Source organism: Paenibacillus sp. NPDC058071 (genome assembly GCF_042885235.1).
Lineage (GTDB): Bacteria > Bacillota > Bacilli > Paenibacillales > Paenibacillaceae > Pristimantibacillus.
Genome location: NZ_JBHVSK010000005.1, coordinates 91,326 through 107,613, shown reverse-complemented (window position 1 = coordinate 107,613; position 16,288 = coordinate 91,326). Strand labels below are relative to the sequence as shown.

Below are 16,288 nucleotides of genomic sequence, written 5' to 3'. Positions count from 1 at the left end.
CTTAACTATTTTAAAAGGGAGAACTGCTTCATGAACGAATTGCAACAATATGTACTGGATTTGCCGCTGCCGAATCAAGTTTTTTTCACACTCGTGGAAACAACCGCCCAATTGGTCGACGTATCCGAGCAATATTGGCAGTCCAAAGGAATTAGCGGTGCTAGAATTCGTCTCTTAGTCGAGCTGATGAAGGAAGGCGGTACGCTGTCCCCTTCAGTCCTCGCTCAAAAGATCGGCGTCACCAAAGCGAATATCAGTCTGCTTCTAACCCCGCTGGAAAACGACGGTTTAGTACAGAGAAAACCTCATGCCGAAGATGGCAGAAAATGGGTCATTTCGATTACGGATAAAGGTCGATTTCTTTTGCAGCGACATTTGCCCGATAACCGGCAAGCCGTTGCAAACCGCGTGCAAGCGTTGGACGAGTCGGAGTTGACACAGCTTCTCTTCCTATTAAATAAGCTGAAACGGGGGTAACGCTTCCGCCCGACTTTTTAGTTAAGTCCTTAACTATTTATTTGAATTCTATTTGAAGGGAAGAACATTCATGCCGATTATCATTACAGGAGCAAACGGCAAGCTGGGACAGCTAGTCATTCAACGTCTTGTTCGCAGTATCCCGCTAGATCAGATCATCGCTTGCGTTCGCCGTGCTGAATCCGCAAAATCACTTGAACAACTGGGAGTAGAGGTGCGGCTTTGTGATTACGATCGCCCCGAGTCGCTTGAACAGGCCTTTATCGGGGCCTCCAAGCTGCTTTTTATTTCAAGCTCTCATCCCGATGACGATGTTCGTTTGCGTCAGCATATCGCGGTGATTGAAGCAGCCAAACTAACGAAGGTTGAACATTTGCTCTATACCAGCTTCGCTTATCCTGATAACGGTTCGAGCCCGCCTGTCCCACTGCATCTTGCGACTGAACAAGCCATCCGGGCTGCGAAAATTCCTTTTACTTTTCTGCGGAACGCGTTGTACATCGATTTTATCGGCGCCCTCGATCTGAATGCGGCTATTGAAAAAGGGACTCTGACAGTCCCGCCGGGCGAATGGCGATTCAATTCGGCAGCTCGTTCCGATCTCGCTGACGCGATTGCTGCTGTACTGACAGCGCCCAATGAAACGAATCGCATTTACGAACTAACCGCGTCCACCCCATGGACATTCGATGATTTGGTTGCCGCGCTGTCAGACATCTCAGGGAAATCTATCACGCTTGAAATTGACCCGGGCATTCAACATTGGATTTACAGGTTTTTAAGCCGCATCAACACGTCGTCGGTTTCGTTGGATATGGAGCGTTTAATGGGCCGTCCGGCCGCTTCGCTAAAAGAAAACGTTGCTTCCATCCTCTCAACAGCTCCTGGCAAGTGAACCACTGCCGAGTAAGTCAATGCGGAGATTGATAGTTCGAGCGTTATTTTACGGAAGTCCGAAGCATCGCTGTCCGCGCACCTTCTCTCGTGCAGCAGCGGTGCTTCGAAGCGGCGCGCTCCCGCATGGTTAGCCGAGAAAGCCCATCCGCCTCTTGACCTCATTTGTATTTTCCGTCGAAGTCAACAACTCAAGCAGCTCGAATGCCACCTCGAATGCGGTTGAAGGATTATAGGAAGTAATAATATTGCCGTCTCTTACGATCGGCTGGTCCGGCACGATGACGGCCCCCGTCTCCGCCAGTTGAAGCTGACGTTTTCGATCGTTCAGGTTGTAGGTGGTCGCCCTTCTCCCCTGCAATACCCCGCTTTTGCCAATCGGCAGCGCACCAACGCATATAGAGGCAATGAATTTGCCCTGCCGGTCGAATTCCCGGATCAACTCAAGAACATCAGAACGATAAGCGTCCTCGTAAAATCCAGCCTCTTCGAAACCACCCGGCAGCGCCAGCGCATCAAACTCGGCAACCGTCACTTCATCAATCGTTTTTTCTGGTATGACTGTGAAATTCCACGTGCACGTTAATTGCGCTCGGGTGCCGACCGTCACGAGCAATGTTGAGCCGTCGCCCTCATCCTTATTCCATCCAAAAACATCCGTGAACACGCTCGCCTCGACCGCTTCAAAGCCGTTTGGCAGCAGCAGACATATTTTTTTCATCGCCATCATCTCCTTTTCCCAGTAGAATAAGCTATAAGCATTCATTAGTAAAATTGAAATAACTAAATATAATGTTCAGAAAAGCTAATGACAAAATCGAACTCAGGAGGCGATCGTATCGAAATCCGGCAATTGCAAACGTTCAAGGCGGTAGCCGACTGGCAGAGCTTCACGAAGGCTGCCCAATCGCTTCAATATTCGCAAGCTTCGGTCACTTCGCATATTCAGCAGCTGGAGCAGGAAATCGGAGCGCCTTTGTTCGACAGGCTTGGCAAGCAAATCCGGCTTACGTCTGTCGGGCGGGAACTCTATACGTATGGCGAGGAATTGCTGGCCGCTTACGCGAAAATTAAACATTTATCCGCCGACGACTTCAACTTGAAGGGCGAGCTGCGCATCGGCGCATCAGAAACGATCACCGTATATAAGCTGGGACCGGTGCTTTCCGCATTTAAAAAAAGCTATCCGGGCGTAACCGTCTCCTTAATTAACGATCACTGCCCCTCGCTGCGCGAGAAGCTCCACTCTGGCGAGCTTGATCTGGCCATGACGCTGGAGCCCGTGGTAAACGATCCGCAGCTCGTTATGGAAGTTTGCTCGGAGGAACCATTAGTTTTTGTCGGCGAGTACGGTCATAATCTGACCCATATCGAAGAATCGAATGGCGCGTGCGTTATTTTCAGCGAAAAAAATTGCTCGTTGAGACGATTTTATGAGCAGTATCTAATAGACAAAGGGATGAGCGCCGCGCAATATTTAGAGTTTACGAGCATGGAAGCGATGAAGCAGTGCGTTGCGAGCGGATTAGGCGTTAGTTTAATGCCTCTGATTAGCGTAGAGTCGCTGCTGAGAGAGAATAAATTGGAGACGATACCGTCTCCGGAAGATGACCTTACCTTTTATATGCAAATTATTGTTCATAAAAATAAATGGCTGTCGAAGGCTCAGCTCAAATGGATGGAGCTTGCCAGAAACGAATTTATGCGGAGCGCTGTTGGGAAATAACGATTTCGGAGTGAAGTGAAGCATTCACGGAACGCAGCTCATTTTCGCTCACGTTTATGATGGCTCACTACCAGTGTTACTAGGCGTGCGCTCTACCTAGCTTATATGTAGGGTCACGACACGGTACCTGAGACGGTTCAGTTGCAAAGATCGTCTGTTCGTAGCAAGAGACCGTGCTCATGATAGCAAGATGGCTGTCCTAACGGCAGTAGGGTCGTTATTGCTGTGGCATTCTAGCACGCTGTGCCATCCCGGCACGCGGTGCTCGGTCACACTTTGGCGGTCAAACCTCCTCCCCGCATGACATTCACAATAACTGCCATATGGCAGTTATTTGCTCTACTTCCAGTATAAAAAGCCGGAATAACTGCCATATGGCAGTTATTTGCTCTACTTCTAGCATAAAAAGCAGAAATAACTGCATTTTAGCAGTTATTCGCCGAGATAGGCGAACACACCGGGCAATCCCCTAGTAATAACTGCCATATGGCAGTTATTCGCTCTGCTTCCAGCCTAAAAAGCAGAAATAACTGCATTTTAGCAGTTATTCGCCGCGATAGGCGCACACACCGGGCAATCCCCCAGTCAATAACTGCCATATGGCAGTTATTCGCTCTGCTTCAGCATAAAAAACAGAAATAACTGCAATTTAGCAGTTATTCGCCGCGATAGGCGCATAAACTGAGCATCCCCCAGTCAATAACTGCCGCATCCATGCAATCGATGCCACATCCATACAACGATGCCGCATTCAATTGCTGCTAAAATAAGCGACTGTCGAATCGTTCTCGACAGCCCGGATGCCTTTTAACGGTTAATCCTCACCGCCTCCCAGCCTCATTTCCTCAAACTAGTCCCTCCTTCCCTTGAAATAAACCATAACTTCGGTATAAATGCACATAAAATGAATAAAGTTGAACCTTCTTTCGACACGACGATTGAACTAATCTGAGACTGTATAGGATTGAAAAGCATAAAAGGAGTGGAATTAGCATGGCAAAAGTAGCAGATAAGTATCTTGTCGTGGATACGTGGAAGGTCATTGAAAACGACTTCGATGCAGCCCGGAATCGCGTTTCCGAATCGATTTTTTCGCTAGGCAACGAGTATATGGGGGTTCGCGCTTACCCGGAAGAAGGGTATAGCGGCGATTCGCTGATCGGCAGCTATTTTAACGGACTTTTCGAGGAAAGCAAAGTATCCGCTCACTATAAAGGCATAATTCGTTCCCTTCGTTTCATGGTCAATGCGGTCGACTGGCTGTATACGCGAATCAGCGTCAATGGCGAATCGCTGGACTTGGCCAAAAGCAAATTCAGCGGCTTCCGCAGAGAGCTGGACTTTAAACGCGGCAAATATGTGCGCACCTTCGTATGGGAGCTTTCCGACGGGAAGCAGCTCCGTTTGACGTTCGAGCGCTTCGTCAGCATGAATGTGTCCAGCCTCGGCTGTCAGCGCATCGTGTTCGAACCGCTGAACTTCTCCGGGCAAGTTGAAATCCGCACAGGTCTCGACTTCTCCGTCATCCACGAGGATCAAGGCCGCAGCTTCTGGGGAAGCGTTCGTCAAGGCCAAGAGGATGGCGTAACGGCTATGCTCGGCGAAACCGTTTTGACCAAAAACCGCCTCTATTCCGGTTTTATATTCGACGCGCCTAACGCCCTGGAATCCAAGCCTGTTGAAGGCGACCGTTTCATCGGTCAAGATGTGTCCATCAAGCTTGTTCAAGGCGAGAAATCGACCTTTGATAAATTTGTCTATAATTATGCCGAGAAAGATCTTTCCGTAGCGAACGACCAGTTGTGGAGCACCGGACAACAGCAAGCGAAAGCTTATATCGGCGCAAGCTATTTGAAGCTCGAGCAGGAGCAAGCGAATTACTGGGAGAACGTATGGAAGGAATCCGATATCGTTATTGAAGGCGATCCTGAAAATCAGCAAGGCATTCGCTTCTGTATTTTCAATCTGTACCAAACGTATCACGGCGACAACCCAGGCTTCAACATCGGCGCAAAAGGCCTTACAGGCGAGGCTTACCGCGGACTTGCCTTCTGGGATACCGAGTCCTACTGCCTGCCATTCTACATTTTCAACAATCCGAAGGCGGCCAAAAGCTTGCTTGAATTCCGTTACAAATCGCTGCCATACGCATTGGAGCGCGCAAAAGAGCTCGACTGCAAAGGCGCCTTCTACCCGATCGCAACGATCGACGGAACGGAAAGCTGCGACCTGTGGCAGCACTCGAACCTTCAATTGCATGTCGGTACGGCCGTCGCTTACGGCATTCGCCATTATGTGAACATCACAGACGACGTCGACTTCCTATACGAAAAAGGTTTGGAAATGCTGATTGAAATCAGCCGTTTCTACGCAACGCGCGGTCAATGGGGACAGAAGAGCGGCCTGTACGGTTATTTCGGCGTCATGGGACCGGACGAATTCCAATTGATGGTCAACAACAACTGCTACATCAACTTGATGGCGAAAAAACTGTTCGAATATACGCTGGAAGTGATCGACAGCATGTCGAACGAGTCTGCGGTAGCGTTCAAAGCGCTGGCTGAGCGCCTTGCATTGACGGACGAGGAGCAAGCGGACTGGAAGCATAAGGCGGAATTTATGAAAATTCCGAAAGACGAGGAAAACGGCATTTTCGAGGAGCATGACGGCTTCTTCGATATGCCTCATCTGGACATTCATTCGATTCCGGTAACGGAATTCCCGTTGTACTCTCACTGGTCGTACGATCGCCTGTACCGTTACGACATGATCAAGCAGCCGGATGTGCTGATGTTCATGTTTCTGTACAGCGGAGATTATTCGGCGGCCGAGAAGCTGGCGAACTACGAATATTACGAGTCGCGCTGCATTCACGAGTCTTCCCTCTCCCCTTCCATTCACTCCATTTTGGCAGCTGAGATTGGCAAAGAAGAGGAAGCTTATCAATTTTTTGAATTTGCAACGCGTCTTGATCTGGACAACTACAACCGCAATACGCGCGAAGGATTGCACACGACTTCCATCGCGGCGGCTTGGATGAACATCGTCTATGGCTTCGGCGGCATGCGCTCGGACGGCGATCACCTTGTCCTTCGTCCGACAATTCCTGCACGCTGGGACAGCTACAGCTTCCCAATCTCTTATAAGGAATCGAAGCTGATTGTCGAAGTGAACAAACAGCGCGCTTCGATTAAAGCCGTATCCGGCAAAGCGATCGAACTGACGATCTACGGTCAGACGCACACGGTTACGGCCGACGGCGTAACGATCGATTTGGCTCAAACCGTTCAGCAATAATTGGCGAACGCGAGAGTAATAAAAGCAGCCAGGCTCCTAAATTAGAGCTTTGGCTGCTTTTTTTCATACTGCCCTTCCTGCATTTGCCACCCTCTCTCTTCTATAGCTATAATGAATTGTACCTGAATGATAGAAAGTAAAGGAGTTGGAGAATCATGGCTATAACACAATTCGAAACCTTTCAACGCAAGGAGACCAAGCTCGTCGGCTACTCTGTCACAGCGTCGTTAAATGAGGACCTGGACCAAGGGATTGTAGTAAATTTGCGAAACTCGCTGCTAGCCAAGCAGCATGAAATTATAGGCCTCTCGGATAACAACGGCCTGTACCTTATTCAAATTTATCCTGATGTCGAATGGACGCCGGATGTTCCTTTTGAAAGCATTGTGGCAGTAGAAGTGCACAACTTCGACGGCTTTTCTGAAGATCAAGGACTCGTGCAGCACACATTGCCTGCCGGCAGCTATGTAAAGGTTTCGCATCAAGGGCCGGAAGATGAAATCGCCGAGGCTTACGATACGATTCGAGAGCGGGATATTAGCAGCAATCGCTGCTTTGATTTTGAATATTGGCCGGACGCCAGCAACTTCGATCCTGAAGATTGCAAGATTGATATCTATTTACCAACAGAGGAGTAACGGCTCGCTGTCATAAGAAATGAAAACACCTTCAAGATAACCCTGCCATGCCGAAGTGATGGAGGCTCTCTTGAAGGTGTTTTTGATCTAAACCGGAGTTATTCTAGTTCAAACCCGCTTTCATTAATCCAAATGCCGCGTCCGCCGAACCAGGCACGTTCCTGAAAGCTACGTTTATGCGGTTCCACGCGTTAATCGTCATGACTGAGAACGTAAGGTCCGAGATTTCTTTCTCAGATAATTGTGTGCGAACACGGTTATAAACTTCGTCAGGCACACCATGTTCAGGCAGCTTGGTTAAAACCTCGGTCCATGCCAGCGCGGCCCGCTCACGCGGAGCAAATAGATTCGACTCCCGCCAAATGGAGAGATGATAGAGTCGAAGCTCGCTCTCGCCGTTGATTTTGGCCTGTTTCACGTGCATATCCAAACAAAATCCGCAACCATTAATTTGCGAGGCTCTTATATGAACGAGATCAAGAATCTTTTCTTCAATTGCGCTATTCCTCTCAGCATTGCTGAGGTCCATCATTTTTCTGAAAAACTCCGGTGATTGCTCCATGTAATTCAAACGCTGTGTCATTATTATAACCTCTTTCTTTCATAAATTTGGATAAGTCGAATCATCATACCGCTTTCGATTAACTGAATGTTCGACGTCCTCCATCTTGTCTTTCGGAAAATATAACGACGCTGACATTCAATCTGTGACAGAAGAACCGTTGAGAAAAATATTTTTTCGGGAAAATTAAAAATATGTCACAGCATAGCCCACCATCTCGTTTTATTAATGGCGCTGACTATGCCAAAGTGAGTAAATAGATGGGATGGATGTGAAACAGATGCACGAGTTATATATGCAATATAAAGGATTGTTATTTAAACTCGCCTACCAATTGACAGGGTCCGTTTCCGATGCGGAGGATGTCGTTCAAGATGTTTTTCTAAAAATATATGAAGTACCTCAGGAGAAGCTTGCCGAGCCGAAAGCTTACCTTTGCAAAATGGTTACAAATCGCTGCCGGGACTTGTATAAATCGGCGCGCAAGAAGCGGGAGCAATATTTCGGGGAATGGCTGCCTGAGCCTTATGTCAGCACGGATAACGATACGATGGAATCCGTTATTCGCGATGATCTTTTGTCATATGCCATGCTGGTTCTTTTGGAGCGGCTCACACCTACTGAACGAATCGTGTTCGTTCTTCGCGAAGCGCTCGGCTTTGAATATCAAGAGATAGCCAAGCTCACAGAAAAAAGCGAAGTGAATTGCCGGAAGCTTTATAGCCGTGCCAGCGCTAAGATGGGAATTGACGCCGAAGAGATGATTCATGCTGAACCCGTCAATCAGGAATGGGTGACTGGTTTTCTGGAAGCTCTTAAACAAGGGGATATGAATCAACTCTTATCCATGCTTGATCAGAATGTCGTATTCATTTCGGATGGAGGAGGCAAAGTGTCTGCCGCTGTTGCTCCGATCGAGAAACGAGAGCCAGTGGCAAACTTTCTTCTCGGTCCGATACGCCAAGCAGCTACAGCTAGTGGAGACTTCTTGATCGAATTGGCTCAATTGAATGGACAAACCGGTATTATTCTTCGATCAAGCGATGGCATTCACACGGTTGGTATGCTGCATGTTGAGGACAATAAAATCCAGAACCTGTATTTTATCAGAAATCCGGATAAATTGAAGCATGTCATGTCCTAAAAATGGTCGAAGCATAACTCGATACTGCTGCTCTGTACTCTCTGCCATCATCGTTATCAGCTAGCGGTGCCGCCTCTCCTCCTAATCCGGATAATTCGATTTAGTGAAGAACAACGTTTATAATGAATACAGCATATCGCATCTTACCTAATTAGGAGTTGTACTTCTTGGATAATCAACAATGGATTGCACCCGATTTTTATAACCTCACTTCCGAGATGACGAAACATCCGGAGGACAAGGTTGCGCTAATATCGCTTACTGAGCAAGGAGAAGGAGCTGAGATTACATATGGCGAGCTGAATAAGCAAGCTAATCGGCTGGCGCATGGATTGACGAATCTCGGCCTGAGCAAAGGGGATCGCGTACTAGTCATGGTTCCTCGCAGCATTGCCGCCTATGTCATCTATATCGCCAGTTTGAAAGCGGGTCTTGCCATTATCCCTTCCTCCGAAATGCTGCGGGCGAAGGATCTTTCCTATCGGCTTCGCCATTCTGAGGCAAAGGCGGTCATTGCTTGGCCAAACGGTATAACCGAGGTTGAATCGATCGAAGAAACACTCCCCGATTTGTCGTACCGCATCACCGCCGCATCGGAAGCTGCCGACCGTTTGCCCGAAGGTTGGACCGCGTTGGACAGCTTGATGCATGGACAACCGGACGATTATGCTGCTGTCGGCACTCATCGGGACGATATTGCGATTCTGGCATACACATCTGGCACTACCGGCAATCCGAAGGGAGTCGTCCACAGCCACGGTTGGGGCTACGCTCATCTGCGGATCGTCTCGTCGCTATGGCTCGATATCCAGCCAGGAGATACGGTTTGGGCAACGGCTGCTCCCGGTTGGCAGAAATGGATTTGGACGCCGTTCCTGTCCGTGCTCGGAAACGGCGCGACGGGATTGGTCTACAACGGTCCGTTCCAATCCGAACGTTATTTGCAGCTTCTTCAGGATGAAGGCATTCAAGTTTTATGCTGCACGCCTACGGAATACCGGATCATGGCCAAGTCGGAAACGTTGAGTCACTATGATTTGACCGGCCTGCGCTGCGCCGTATCCGCCGGTGAACCGTTAAATCAGGAAGTAATCAACAGATTCAAACAGGTGCTCGGCATTACGATTCGAGACGGTTACGGACAAACCGAGAACACGCTCATCATCGGCAATTTCAAGAATGCTGAGCTAAAAGCCGGGTCGATGGGCAAAGCGATTAATGACGGAATGGTCGCCGTCGTCGATGAAGACGGACGCCCTCTTCCTGCCGGCATTGTCGGCGACATTGCCGTTCATCTCGATATGCCCGCCCTGTTCAAGCAGTACTATAAAGCTCCCGAGCGCAAGTCGGCTCAATCCCACGGCTCCTACTTCATTACCGGAGACCGGGCGCGCAAGGATGAGGACGGCTACTTCTGGTTTGAAGGCCGCGGAGACGATATTATTATTAGCTCCGGCTATACGATCGGGCCTTTTGAAGTCGAGGACGCGCTAATGAAGCATCCAGCCGTTAAGGAATGCGCCGTCGTCGCCAGCCCGGATGAAATTCGCGGACATGTGGTAAAAGCTCTCATCGTTCTTAAAGACGCAGAAGCTGGCTCTCAAGAGCTGGTGAAGGAGCTGCAGGACCATGTCAAGCAATGGACGGCCCCTTACAAATATCCTCGCAAAATCGAGTTTGTCGCCGATCTTCCGAAAACCTCCTCCGGCAAAATTCACAGGATCGACCTTCGGGAACAGGAGAACCAGACTCGTCAAAAATAAAGCAAGAGCAAAGGCTGCCGTATCTCTCGGCAGCCTTTGCTCTTTTCCCATTCCTATTCCCTGTTATTCTTCCTCTTCGTCGAAAAGAATGACGTCCAGCACCGTTACTTGCTGATCGAATATTTCTGGATGCAGCACAACGGTCTGTTTGCCGGGGAAGGAGAAGCGTGCATTTTGTATGCCCGCCGTCAGATTGGTGAGCGTATATTGGCCGGCTTGGTTGCTAATCGTCTGTCTTATTAGCTCGTTTGAAGAAGTGACAATCTCAACCAACGCCTTAAAGAGCGGCTGTTTGGCTGCGTTTCTGATCGTACCTGTCAGCGTGCCGAACGCCGTACTGAGCTGAACGCTGCCGTCCCCTCCAGCGGCAGCGCTTCGCGCAACCGATCCGAATAGCGGAGACGAGAAAGTCGTTGTAAACGTCCCCGGACGAAGTCCTCGGGCGGTAAAGCGACCGGTCTCATCGACAATAGCAGATGTCAACGGCATATTCGTTCCCGGATCAAGCACCGTCACGATAGCGCCGGGAACCGGCCCGGTCAACTCATCTCGAACAGAACCGCTGATCGTAAGCGGCGGAGCTTTCAGTGTGAGATTGACGGTTGTTTTGGCTGGCGGCGTTGAAGGCGGAAGAAATACAACGCCAGGCTGCGTGTCCGGGTTATTGCCTACGACCGTCTGCCCGCCGCCGGGAACGCTCGGCACCTCGTAATGACCGCCGCTATCCGAAACGCCGCCGCCGATCACGGTCCCGTTGTCGTCAATAACGGTAATAGGCGTATCTGGAAGCGGATTGCCCGTTGTACCGTCAGATACAGTGCCTTCAATCGAAGTCGGGGTCATCTTGAGTGTGAAATCGACCGTGGACGCCGAGCCTGAAGCGACGTTGACGGATGTCTGCTCCCCGATGAAATTCGTCTGCGAGGCCGAGACGACATAGTTCGCCGCTGTAACTTGACCGGCATCGTAGACGCCGTTGCTGTCCGTTAGAATGGATGTGACAACCGGTCCGAAGTTGTTGTATTGTCGCACGACGACGGTGCAACCGGGAATCGAAATTCCGTTACTCACGTCCGTTACTTTTCCGTTTAGTTCACCTGGCAGTGGAATTAACGCGTAGCTGAACTTCGTCGCTTCACCGGCGCCGATGTCGAATCCCCCTAGAGCGTTGCCGAAGCCATCTGCGCTGCAAATAGACGTATAAGAACCGGGCGCCAGCCCTTCAAAGCTGTATTGCCCTCCGCTGCCGCTAAGCACCGAAGTGATTAACGATCCTGTAACTCCATCGAAAATACGGATCGTTGCTCCCGCCACATTCGCACCGTTGGCAAAGTTGCTGACGAGCCCGAATACGCTTCCCGGCGTCGGTGTCAATTGGAGAAATACAGTCGCAATCTGTCCCGCTGTTGCAACGACTGCAGCCGTATCAGAACCAGAACGAGCGGCGGTCGCCGTAACAAGCAGGTTGCCTAGCGGTATTCCGTTAATTGAGAAAGCTCCGGTCTCGTCGCTAAAACCACTCTCTATTTGCTGACCGTAGACAGTGCGAACCTCGATCTGAGCCCCGGCAATGCCGACACCGGAAGCCGCATTGCTAACCGTGCCGCGCAGCACAACCTTTTCCGGCTCCAATGCGGTCCGAATAACTGACGTTGTACCGGCCGCTACAAAGGTGCCTTGAGTCGAGGAGGTAAATCCGGTGGCAGACACGTTCAAGAGATATTCGCCAGGGCGCAGTTGATCGATGACGAAGGTTCCGTCCTGGCTCGGAAAGAGCGTACTGACCAGCGCTCCTTCCTTTGTATATAAACGAATCTCAATAATAGATGCAGGTATATCCTGACCGGCGCTATCCGCAATCGAGCCTTCGATACGGCCGTAGCTCGGCGTTAATGCTATAACAGCGGAGACGCTTTGATCGCTGGCGACGACTGCGCCAACGCTGTTGTTCCCGTATCCGACCGCCGACGCTACAACAGCATAAGAGCCTCGCTGCAGGCCGTCGATTACGAAACCTCCGGAAGGATCCGTAATTACCGAAACGATAGACAGTCCATTCGCACTGCCGCTGCGAAGCTCAATACTGGCGCTGCGAATCGGCTGCTGTGTAACCGCGTCAACGACTTGCCCGGCGATTGAACCAGGATTCGGAAGCAGCCTCACTTCCACTCCGTCAATCAACTGTCCCGGCCCAACCGATACGCCTGTCGTCGCCCCAGAATAGCCCGGTGCCGAAACAGCCAACTCAATTTGCCCGGACGGCATTAAATCAAGGATGAAGCTTCCGTCGGCTCCCGTCTGCACAACCCCGCGAACCGTTTCATTGCCGTTGATGGCTTTGACGATTGCATTGGGGATCGGCAGCCCATTATTGTCGAGCACATGCCCGGTAATTTTCCCAGGCAGCGGCACAAGCGGAATCGTTACAGTTGTCGTTTGATCAGGCGTAATAATCGCTCCGATTGCGTCGGACGTGTACCCGTTCCCCGAGGCGATGAGATAATACGAGCCTGCGGCAAGCGTTAGAAACTGAGTTTTCCCTTCTGTGCTGGTCAGACTGCCGACAATCTGTACATTGCTTAAATTGTACAGATTTACAGTCACTTCCGATACAACTGGCTCGGTCAATACGTTTAACATGCCTGGATTCGGAAGCAAAGCAAAATCGACAGTCGTTGTTGCATCCGAGACAACAACAGCCCCCGTCGTCCCGCTCTGATGAGCGAGCGAATTGACAACAATCGTATAAGCGCCGGGCGGTAAGCCGTTTACAATATACTGTCCGGAGTTGTCTACAAGAGTCGAGGCAACCTGCAGCCCGTTCTTATCTTTCACATTAATAATGGTCGACGTCAGCGGTGCTCCCGTACTGCTGTCGGTGACAATACCTTGAATGGAGCCGGGGTCCGGCGCCAACCGAATGACAATCGGGCTAGCGGCATCCGATACGACTTGCGTTACAGCGGAAGCGGTCTGGAACGATGAAGCCGACGCAACAATCGTGTAGACCCCGGGCGCCAGATTGCCGCTCACGAATGACCCGGCTGGGTCCGTGAACAAGCTGGATATCGTTACGCCATTCGCATTGCCGGAATGCACTTGAACAGCCGCGCCTTCAATCGGCAAACCGTCGCTTGTCAGAACAGTCCCAGCAATCGATCCCGGATCGGGCGCTAGGCTGAAATCGATCTTCGTTTGCTGACCGGGAATGAGCGATGCGCTCGCGAAACTGGACTGGAAACCCGCCGCGCTTACCGATACGATGCTTGGCACCGCGATCAGATTACTGGCAACATATTGGCCGTTCTCTTGCGTTAAGAAACGCAAGAAGACGACATTGCCTCCATCCAAATTCAACTGTATGGAAAGCACCGCTCCGGCGAGCGGATTTCCAGCCGTATCGGTCACGTTGCCGGATATTGACGCCGGTTCTGGCGGAAGGACAAAGTCGGCGATCGTCGTTTGCCCCGGAATGACCGTCACGTTCAAGGCGCTTCCGCTATAGCCGCCTTTTCGCGTGGAAAGCAAATATTTGCCGGAAGCCAATTGGTTAATCTCATACGTTCCATCGGTATCCGTATTGACGGAGGCTACTACAACGTTATTAAGAAATACACGAATGTTCACGGCCGACAGCGGGTTGCCGTTTACATCTTTAACTGTACCGGTTATCGCTCCGGCCAGTTGTTCCAGCGTTGCGTTCAAGGTTATGGTTTGACCGGATAGAACCGTCGCGCCAATTGTTTTCAACGCATAGCCCGAAGCTCCAAAAAAAACGCTATAGCTTCCGGGGCTGAGTGAAGTAATGGTATAAGCGCCCGCGCTATCGGTCATTGCGGTCTGCAGCGTTAATCCTTCCGCATTGGCAATGCGAATGGACGCGTTTGGAATGGCAGCCCCTGTCGTTCCGTCGGTAACAATGCCGGATACTTGGCCGGTAATCGGAGATAACGAGATATTGACGGTTTTCGTCTGTCCGGCTGTAACGGCTAAACTAATAATTGAGGTGTTAAAACCGGGTTCAGACACTCTAAGCCGGTCATTCTGATCGGGAGGAAGGTTGTTGAGCAAGTAGCTTCCCGACGCATCCGTCGTCGTCGAAATAAGCAAATTGCTGCGGCTATTGAGCACCTCGACAAGCGCTCCCGCAATAGGAGTACCGCTGGTTGACGTTACAATACCTGTAACCGCTCCAGGGTTGCTGAGCAAGGAAATATTCAGGTCAAGCGTTTGAGCAGCGCTCAGTTTAATGCCTTGATCGAATTGCTGGAACCCATCGGCAGAAAAACTGATCCGGTAGTTGCCCGGTGTGATGCCGGTAATCGTGTACTGACCCGCAGCGTTTGTGTTTGTCTTCGCGACAACAGCGCCAAGCAGATTGGTGACAATAACGGCAGCTCCAGGTATCGCCCCGCCGCCCGATGAGGCGGAAATAACGCCCTGCACCGCCGACGGTAAAGGAATGAGCGTTGCGTTTAAGGTGGTAATTGTATTGGCCGTTACCGTCGTCTGAGACGTCAAGGTTTGGTGCAAATCAAGTGAGAATTGCACGTTGTACGATCCGACGGGAAGGCCGGTAAACGAGTAAACGCCTGCCGTATCGGTCGTTGTCTGACTGATGACCGATGTCGTCCCGGTAAGCAGAGCTTTCACCGTCACTCCCGGCAAAGGCAAGCCGCTTGCTTGGCTAAGCACCGTCCCTGCGATACCGCCTATCGCGATGACGTTGATCGTTGCCGTCACGGCAGGGGCGGAGATGGCTGCGCCTGTCGCCAAATCGCTGCCCGACGCCGTAACCGTATTGATAGTCCGGGAGCCCGAAGTTGTAAACATGCCGTCGATCTGATATCGAAGCATTTCACTCTGTCCCGGGTTCAAAACACCTACGCTCCAAGTTAATGTTCGCGTCTGCATATTAACGAAGACGCTGCCTGTCGAGACCGTCGGGTTCGGAAACGAAATGAGCTTATCAAACTGAAAAGGCGCGGATACAATAACCAGATTTGCTCCGCTGCGCCCGGTATTGGATGCCGTAATCGTACCTGAGAATGTCGCTTGGGCTCCCGCAGTCACCGATTGAGGGGTGACCGTCTGGGCTAAAGCCAGCTTTGCACGGATATCGCCTCCGGCGATTGTGACCGGATCGCAAAAGGCTTGACTTAACACCTGAGGCGTACCGTTCGTGAAGTCTTTATTGAAGTTGTTATTATTGGTCGCCGTGAAGAAAGCGAAGCGAAGAGTGGACTGACTGGTAATGCCAAGCGCCGCTAACAGCGAGGAAGCCGGAATAAGCCAGTCAATAAAGAAATTCTCGTGACTTCCAAAGGTCGAGCCGTCGCCGGTAGCCTGCGCCCTCGCGATGTCGAAATTGCATATTTCGGTACTAATGTTCGGTGCGCCTTTGCCGTCAGTTCCTTCCGCTTGATCTGTAAATGCATTCGCAATTTGAACCGTATTGCGGATCAGGTCTACCGATGAGCCGAGTCCGTTGACGACAAGCTCCCATTCATAGGTGGAAGGATTGTTATCGGTGTCAAACAGCACACCCCATGCAAAATTTCGAAAGGCGCTCTTGAATCGAGGGTCTGTACTTAACCTCAGACGAAAATAAATATTAATTCCGTCGTAAGCGTAGTAAGCTGCGGGAAAAGCCGCGCTGCCAACGATATCCGTCTCGTCTGGCGAGACGTCTTTCACAGGGTCGGCAACCGGCGAACCGTTCAGCGTTAATGCGACAAACTGGCTGGAAGATGGAAATGACAAACTTACTGCCTCCTTGTCTAGACT

10 protein-coding genes are annotated in these 16,288 nt (G+C 50.7%); 7 read left to right on the top strand and 3 right to left on the bottom strand.

The window, feature by feature from the left end; all coding sequences use genetic code 11:
• Positions 1–30 precede the first annotated feature (30 nt).
• Entirely contained in the window at positions 31–477 is a 447-nt protein-coding gene (locus tag ACFVTB_RS10240; RefSeq protein ID WP_387748107.1) for a MarR family winged helix-turn-helix transcriptional regulator, read from the top strand.
• A 70-nt stretch (positions 478–547) separates the two neighbouring features.
• Positions 548–1,372, top strand: coding sequence for an NmrA family NAD(P)-binding protein (locus ACFVTB_RS10235; RefSeq protein ID WP_387748105.1), 825 nt, complete (start codon positions 548–550; stop codon positions 1,370–1,372).
• A gap of 129 nt (positions 1,373–1,501) precedes the next feature.
• Here ACFVTB_RS10235 and ACFVTB_RS10230 read toward each other — a convergent pair whose 3' ends face one another.
• A complete protein-coding gene (locus ACFVTB_RS10230) occupies positions 1,502–2,092 on the bottom strand; it encodes a DJ-1/PfpI family protein (protein WP_387748102.1) in 591 nt (196 codons plus the stop codon).
• An 87-nt stretch (positions 2,093–2,179) separates the two neighbouring features.
• Between ACFVTB_RS10230 and ACFVTB_RS10225 the strand changes: the two genes are divergently transcribed.
• The 3 genes from ACFVTB_RS10225 to ACFVTB_RS10215 all read left to right on the top strand — a co-directional run bounded on the left by ACFVTB_RS10225 (position 2,180) and on the right by ACFVTB_RS10215 (position 7,032).
• Positions 2,180–3,097, top strand: a complete 918-nt coding sequence (locus ACFVTB_RS10225; RefSeq protein ID WP_387748100.1) for a LysR family transcriptional regulator — start codon at positions 2,180–2,182, stop codon at positions 3,095–3,097.
• A gap of 993 nt (positions 3,098–4,090) precedes the next feature.
• On the top strand, positions 4,091–6,394 hold the full coding sequence (locus tag ACFVTB_RS10220) for a glycoside hydrolase family 65 protein (protein ID WP_387748098.1): 2,304 nt from the start codon (positions 4,091–4,093) through the stop codon (positions 6,392–6,394).
• Positions 6,395–6,549: 155 nt separating this feature from the next.
• The gene (locus ACFVTB_RS10215; RefSeq protein WP_387748096.1) at positions 6,550–7,032 is read left to right on the top strand and encodes a GyrI-like domain-containing protein; all 483 of its coding nucleotides are present in this window, start codon (positions 6,550–6,552) and stop codon (positions 7,030–7,032) included.
• 103 nt (positions 7,033–7,135) lie between these two features.
• On the opposite strand, the gene ACFVTB_RS10210 is transcribed toward ACFVTB_RS10215, so the two are convergent.
• The gene (locus tag ACFVTB_RS10210) at positions 7,136–7,615 is read right to left on the bottom strand and encodes a carboxymuconolactone decarboxylase family protein (protein WP_387748094.1); all 480 of its coding nucleotides are present in this window, start codon (positions 7,613–7,615) and stop codon (positions 7,136–7,138) included.
• 259 nt (positions 7,616–7,874) lie between these two features.
• Between ACFVTB_RS10210 and sigJ the strand changes: the two genes are divergently transcribed.
• Positions 7,875–8,738: an RNA polymerase sigma factor SigJ gene (gene sigJ, locus ACFVTB_RS10205; RefSeq protein ID WP_387748092.1), complete on the top strand. Its 864-nt coding sequence runs from the start codon at positions 7,875–7,877 to the stop codon at positions 8,736–8,738.
• Between the two features lie 218 nt (positions 8,739–8,956).
• Positions 8,957–10,501 carry an acetate--CoA ligase gene (locus ACFVTB_RS10200; RefSeq protein WP_387748583.1) on the top strand — a complete coding sequence of 515 codons (1,545 nt, stop codon included), beginning with the start codon at positions 8,957–8,959 and terminating at the stop codon, positions 10,499–10,501.
• 63 nt (positions 10,502–10,564) lie between these two features.
• Here ACFVTB_RS10200 and ACFVTB_RS10195 read toward each other — a convergent pair whose 3' ends face one another.
• Positions 10,565–16,264, bottom strand: a complete 5,700-nt coding sequence (locus ACFVTB_RS10195) for a carboxypeptidase regulatory-like domain-containing protein (RefSeq protein ID WP_387748090.1) — start codon at positions 16,262–16,264, stop codon at positions 10,565–10,567.
• Between the last annotated feature and the right edge of the window lie 24 nt (positions 16,265–16,288).

What these genes read in the sequence shown, in the direction of transcription:
- ACFVTB_RS10240 (WP_387748107.1), top strand. Translation starts at nt 31, where the DNA reads ATGAACGAATTGCAACAATATGTACTGGATTTGCCGCTGCCGAATCAA.
- ACFVTB_RS10235 (WP_387748105.1), top strand. Translation starts at nt 548, where the DNA reads ATGCCGATTATCATTACAGGAGCAAACGGCAAGCTGGGACAGCTAGTC.
- ACFVTB_RS10230 (WP_387748102.1), bottom strand. Translation starts at nt 2,092, where the DNA reads ATGAAAAAAATATGTCTGCTGCTGCCAAACGGCTTTGAAGCGGTCGAG.
- ACFVTB_RS10225 (WP_387748100.1), top strand. Translation starts at nt 2,180, where the DNA reads ATGACAAAATCGAACTCAGGAGGCGATCGTATCGAAATCCGGCAATTG.
- ACFVTB_RS10220 (WP_387748098.1), top strand. Translation starts at nt 4,091, where the DNA reads ATGGCAAAAGTAGCAGATAAGTATCTTGTCGTGGATACGTGGAAGGTC.
- ACFVTB_RS10215 (WP_387748096.1), top strand. Translation starts at nt 6,550, where the DNA reads ATGGCTATAACACAATTCGAAACCTTTCAACGCAAGGAGACCAAGCTC.
- ACFVTB_RS10210 (WP_387748094.1), bottom strand. Translation starts at nt 7,615, where the DNA reads ATGACACAGCGTTTGAATTACATGGAGCAATCACCGGAGTTTTTCAGA.
- sigJ (WP_387748092.1), top strand. Translation starts at nt 7,875, where the DNA reads ATGCACGAGTTATATATGCAATATAAAGGATTGTTATTTAAACTCGCC.
- ACFVTB_RS10200 (WP_387748583.1), top strand. Translation starts at nt 8,957, where the DNA reads ATGACGAAACATCCGGAGGACAAGGTTGCGCTAATATCGCTTACTGAG.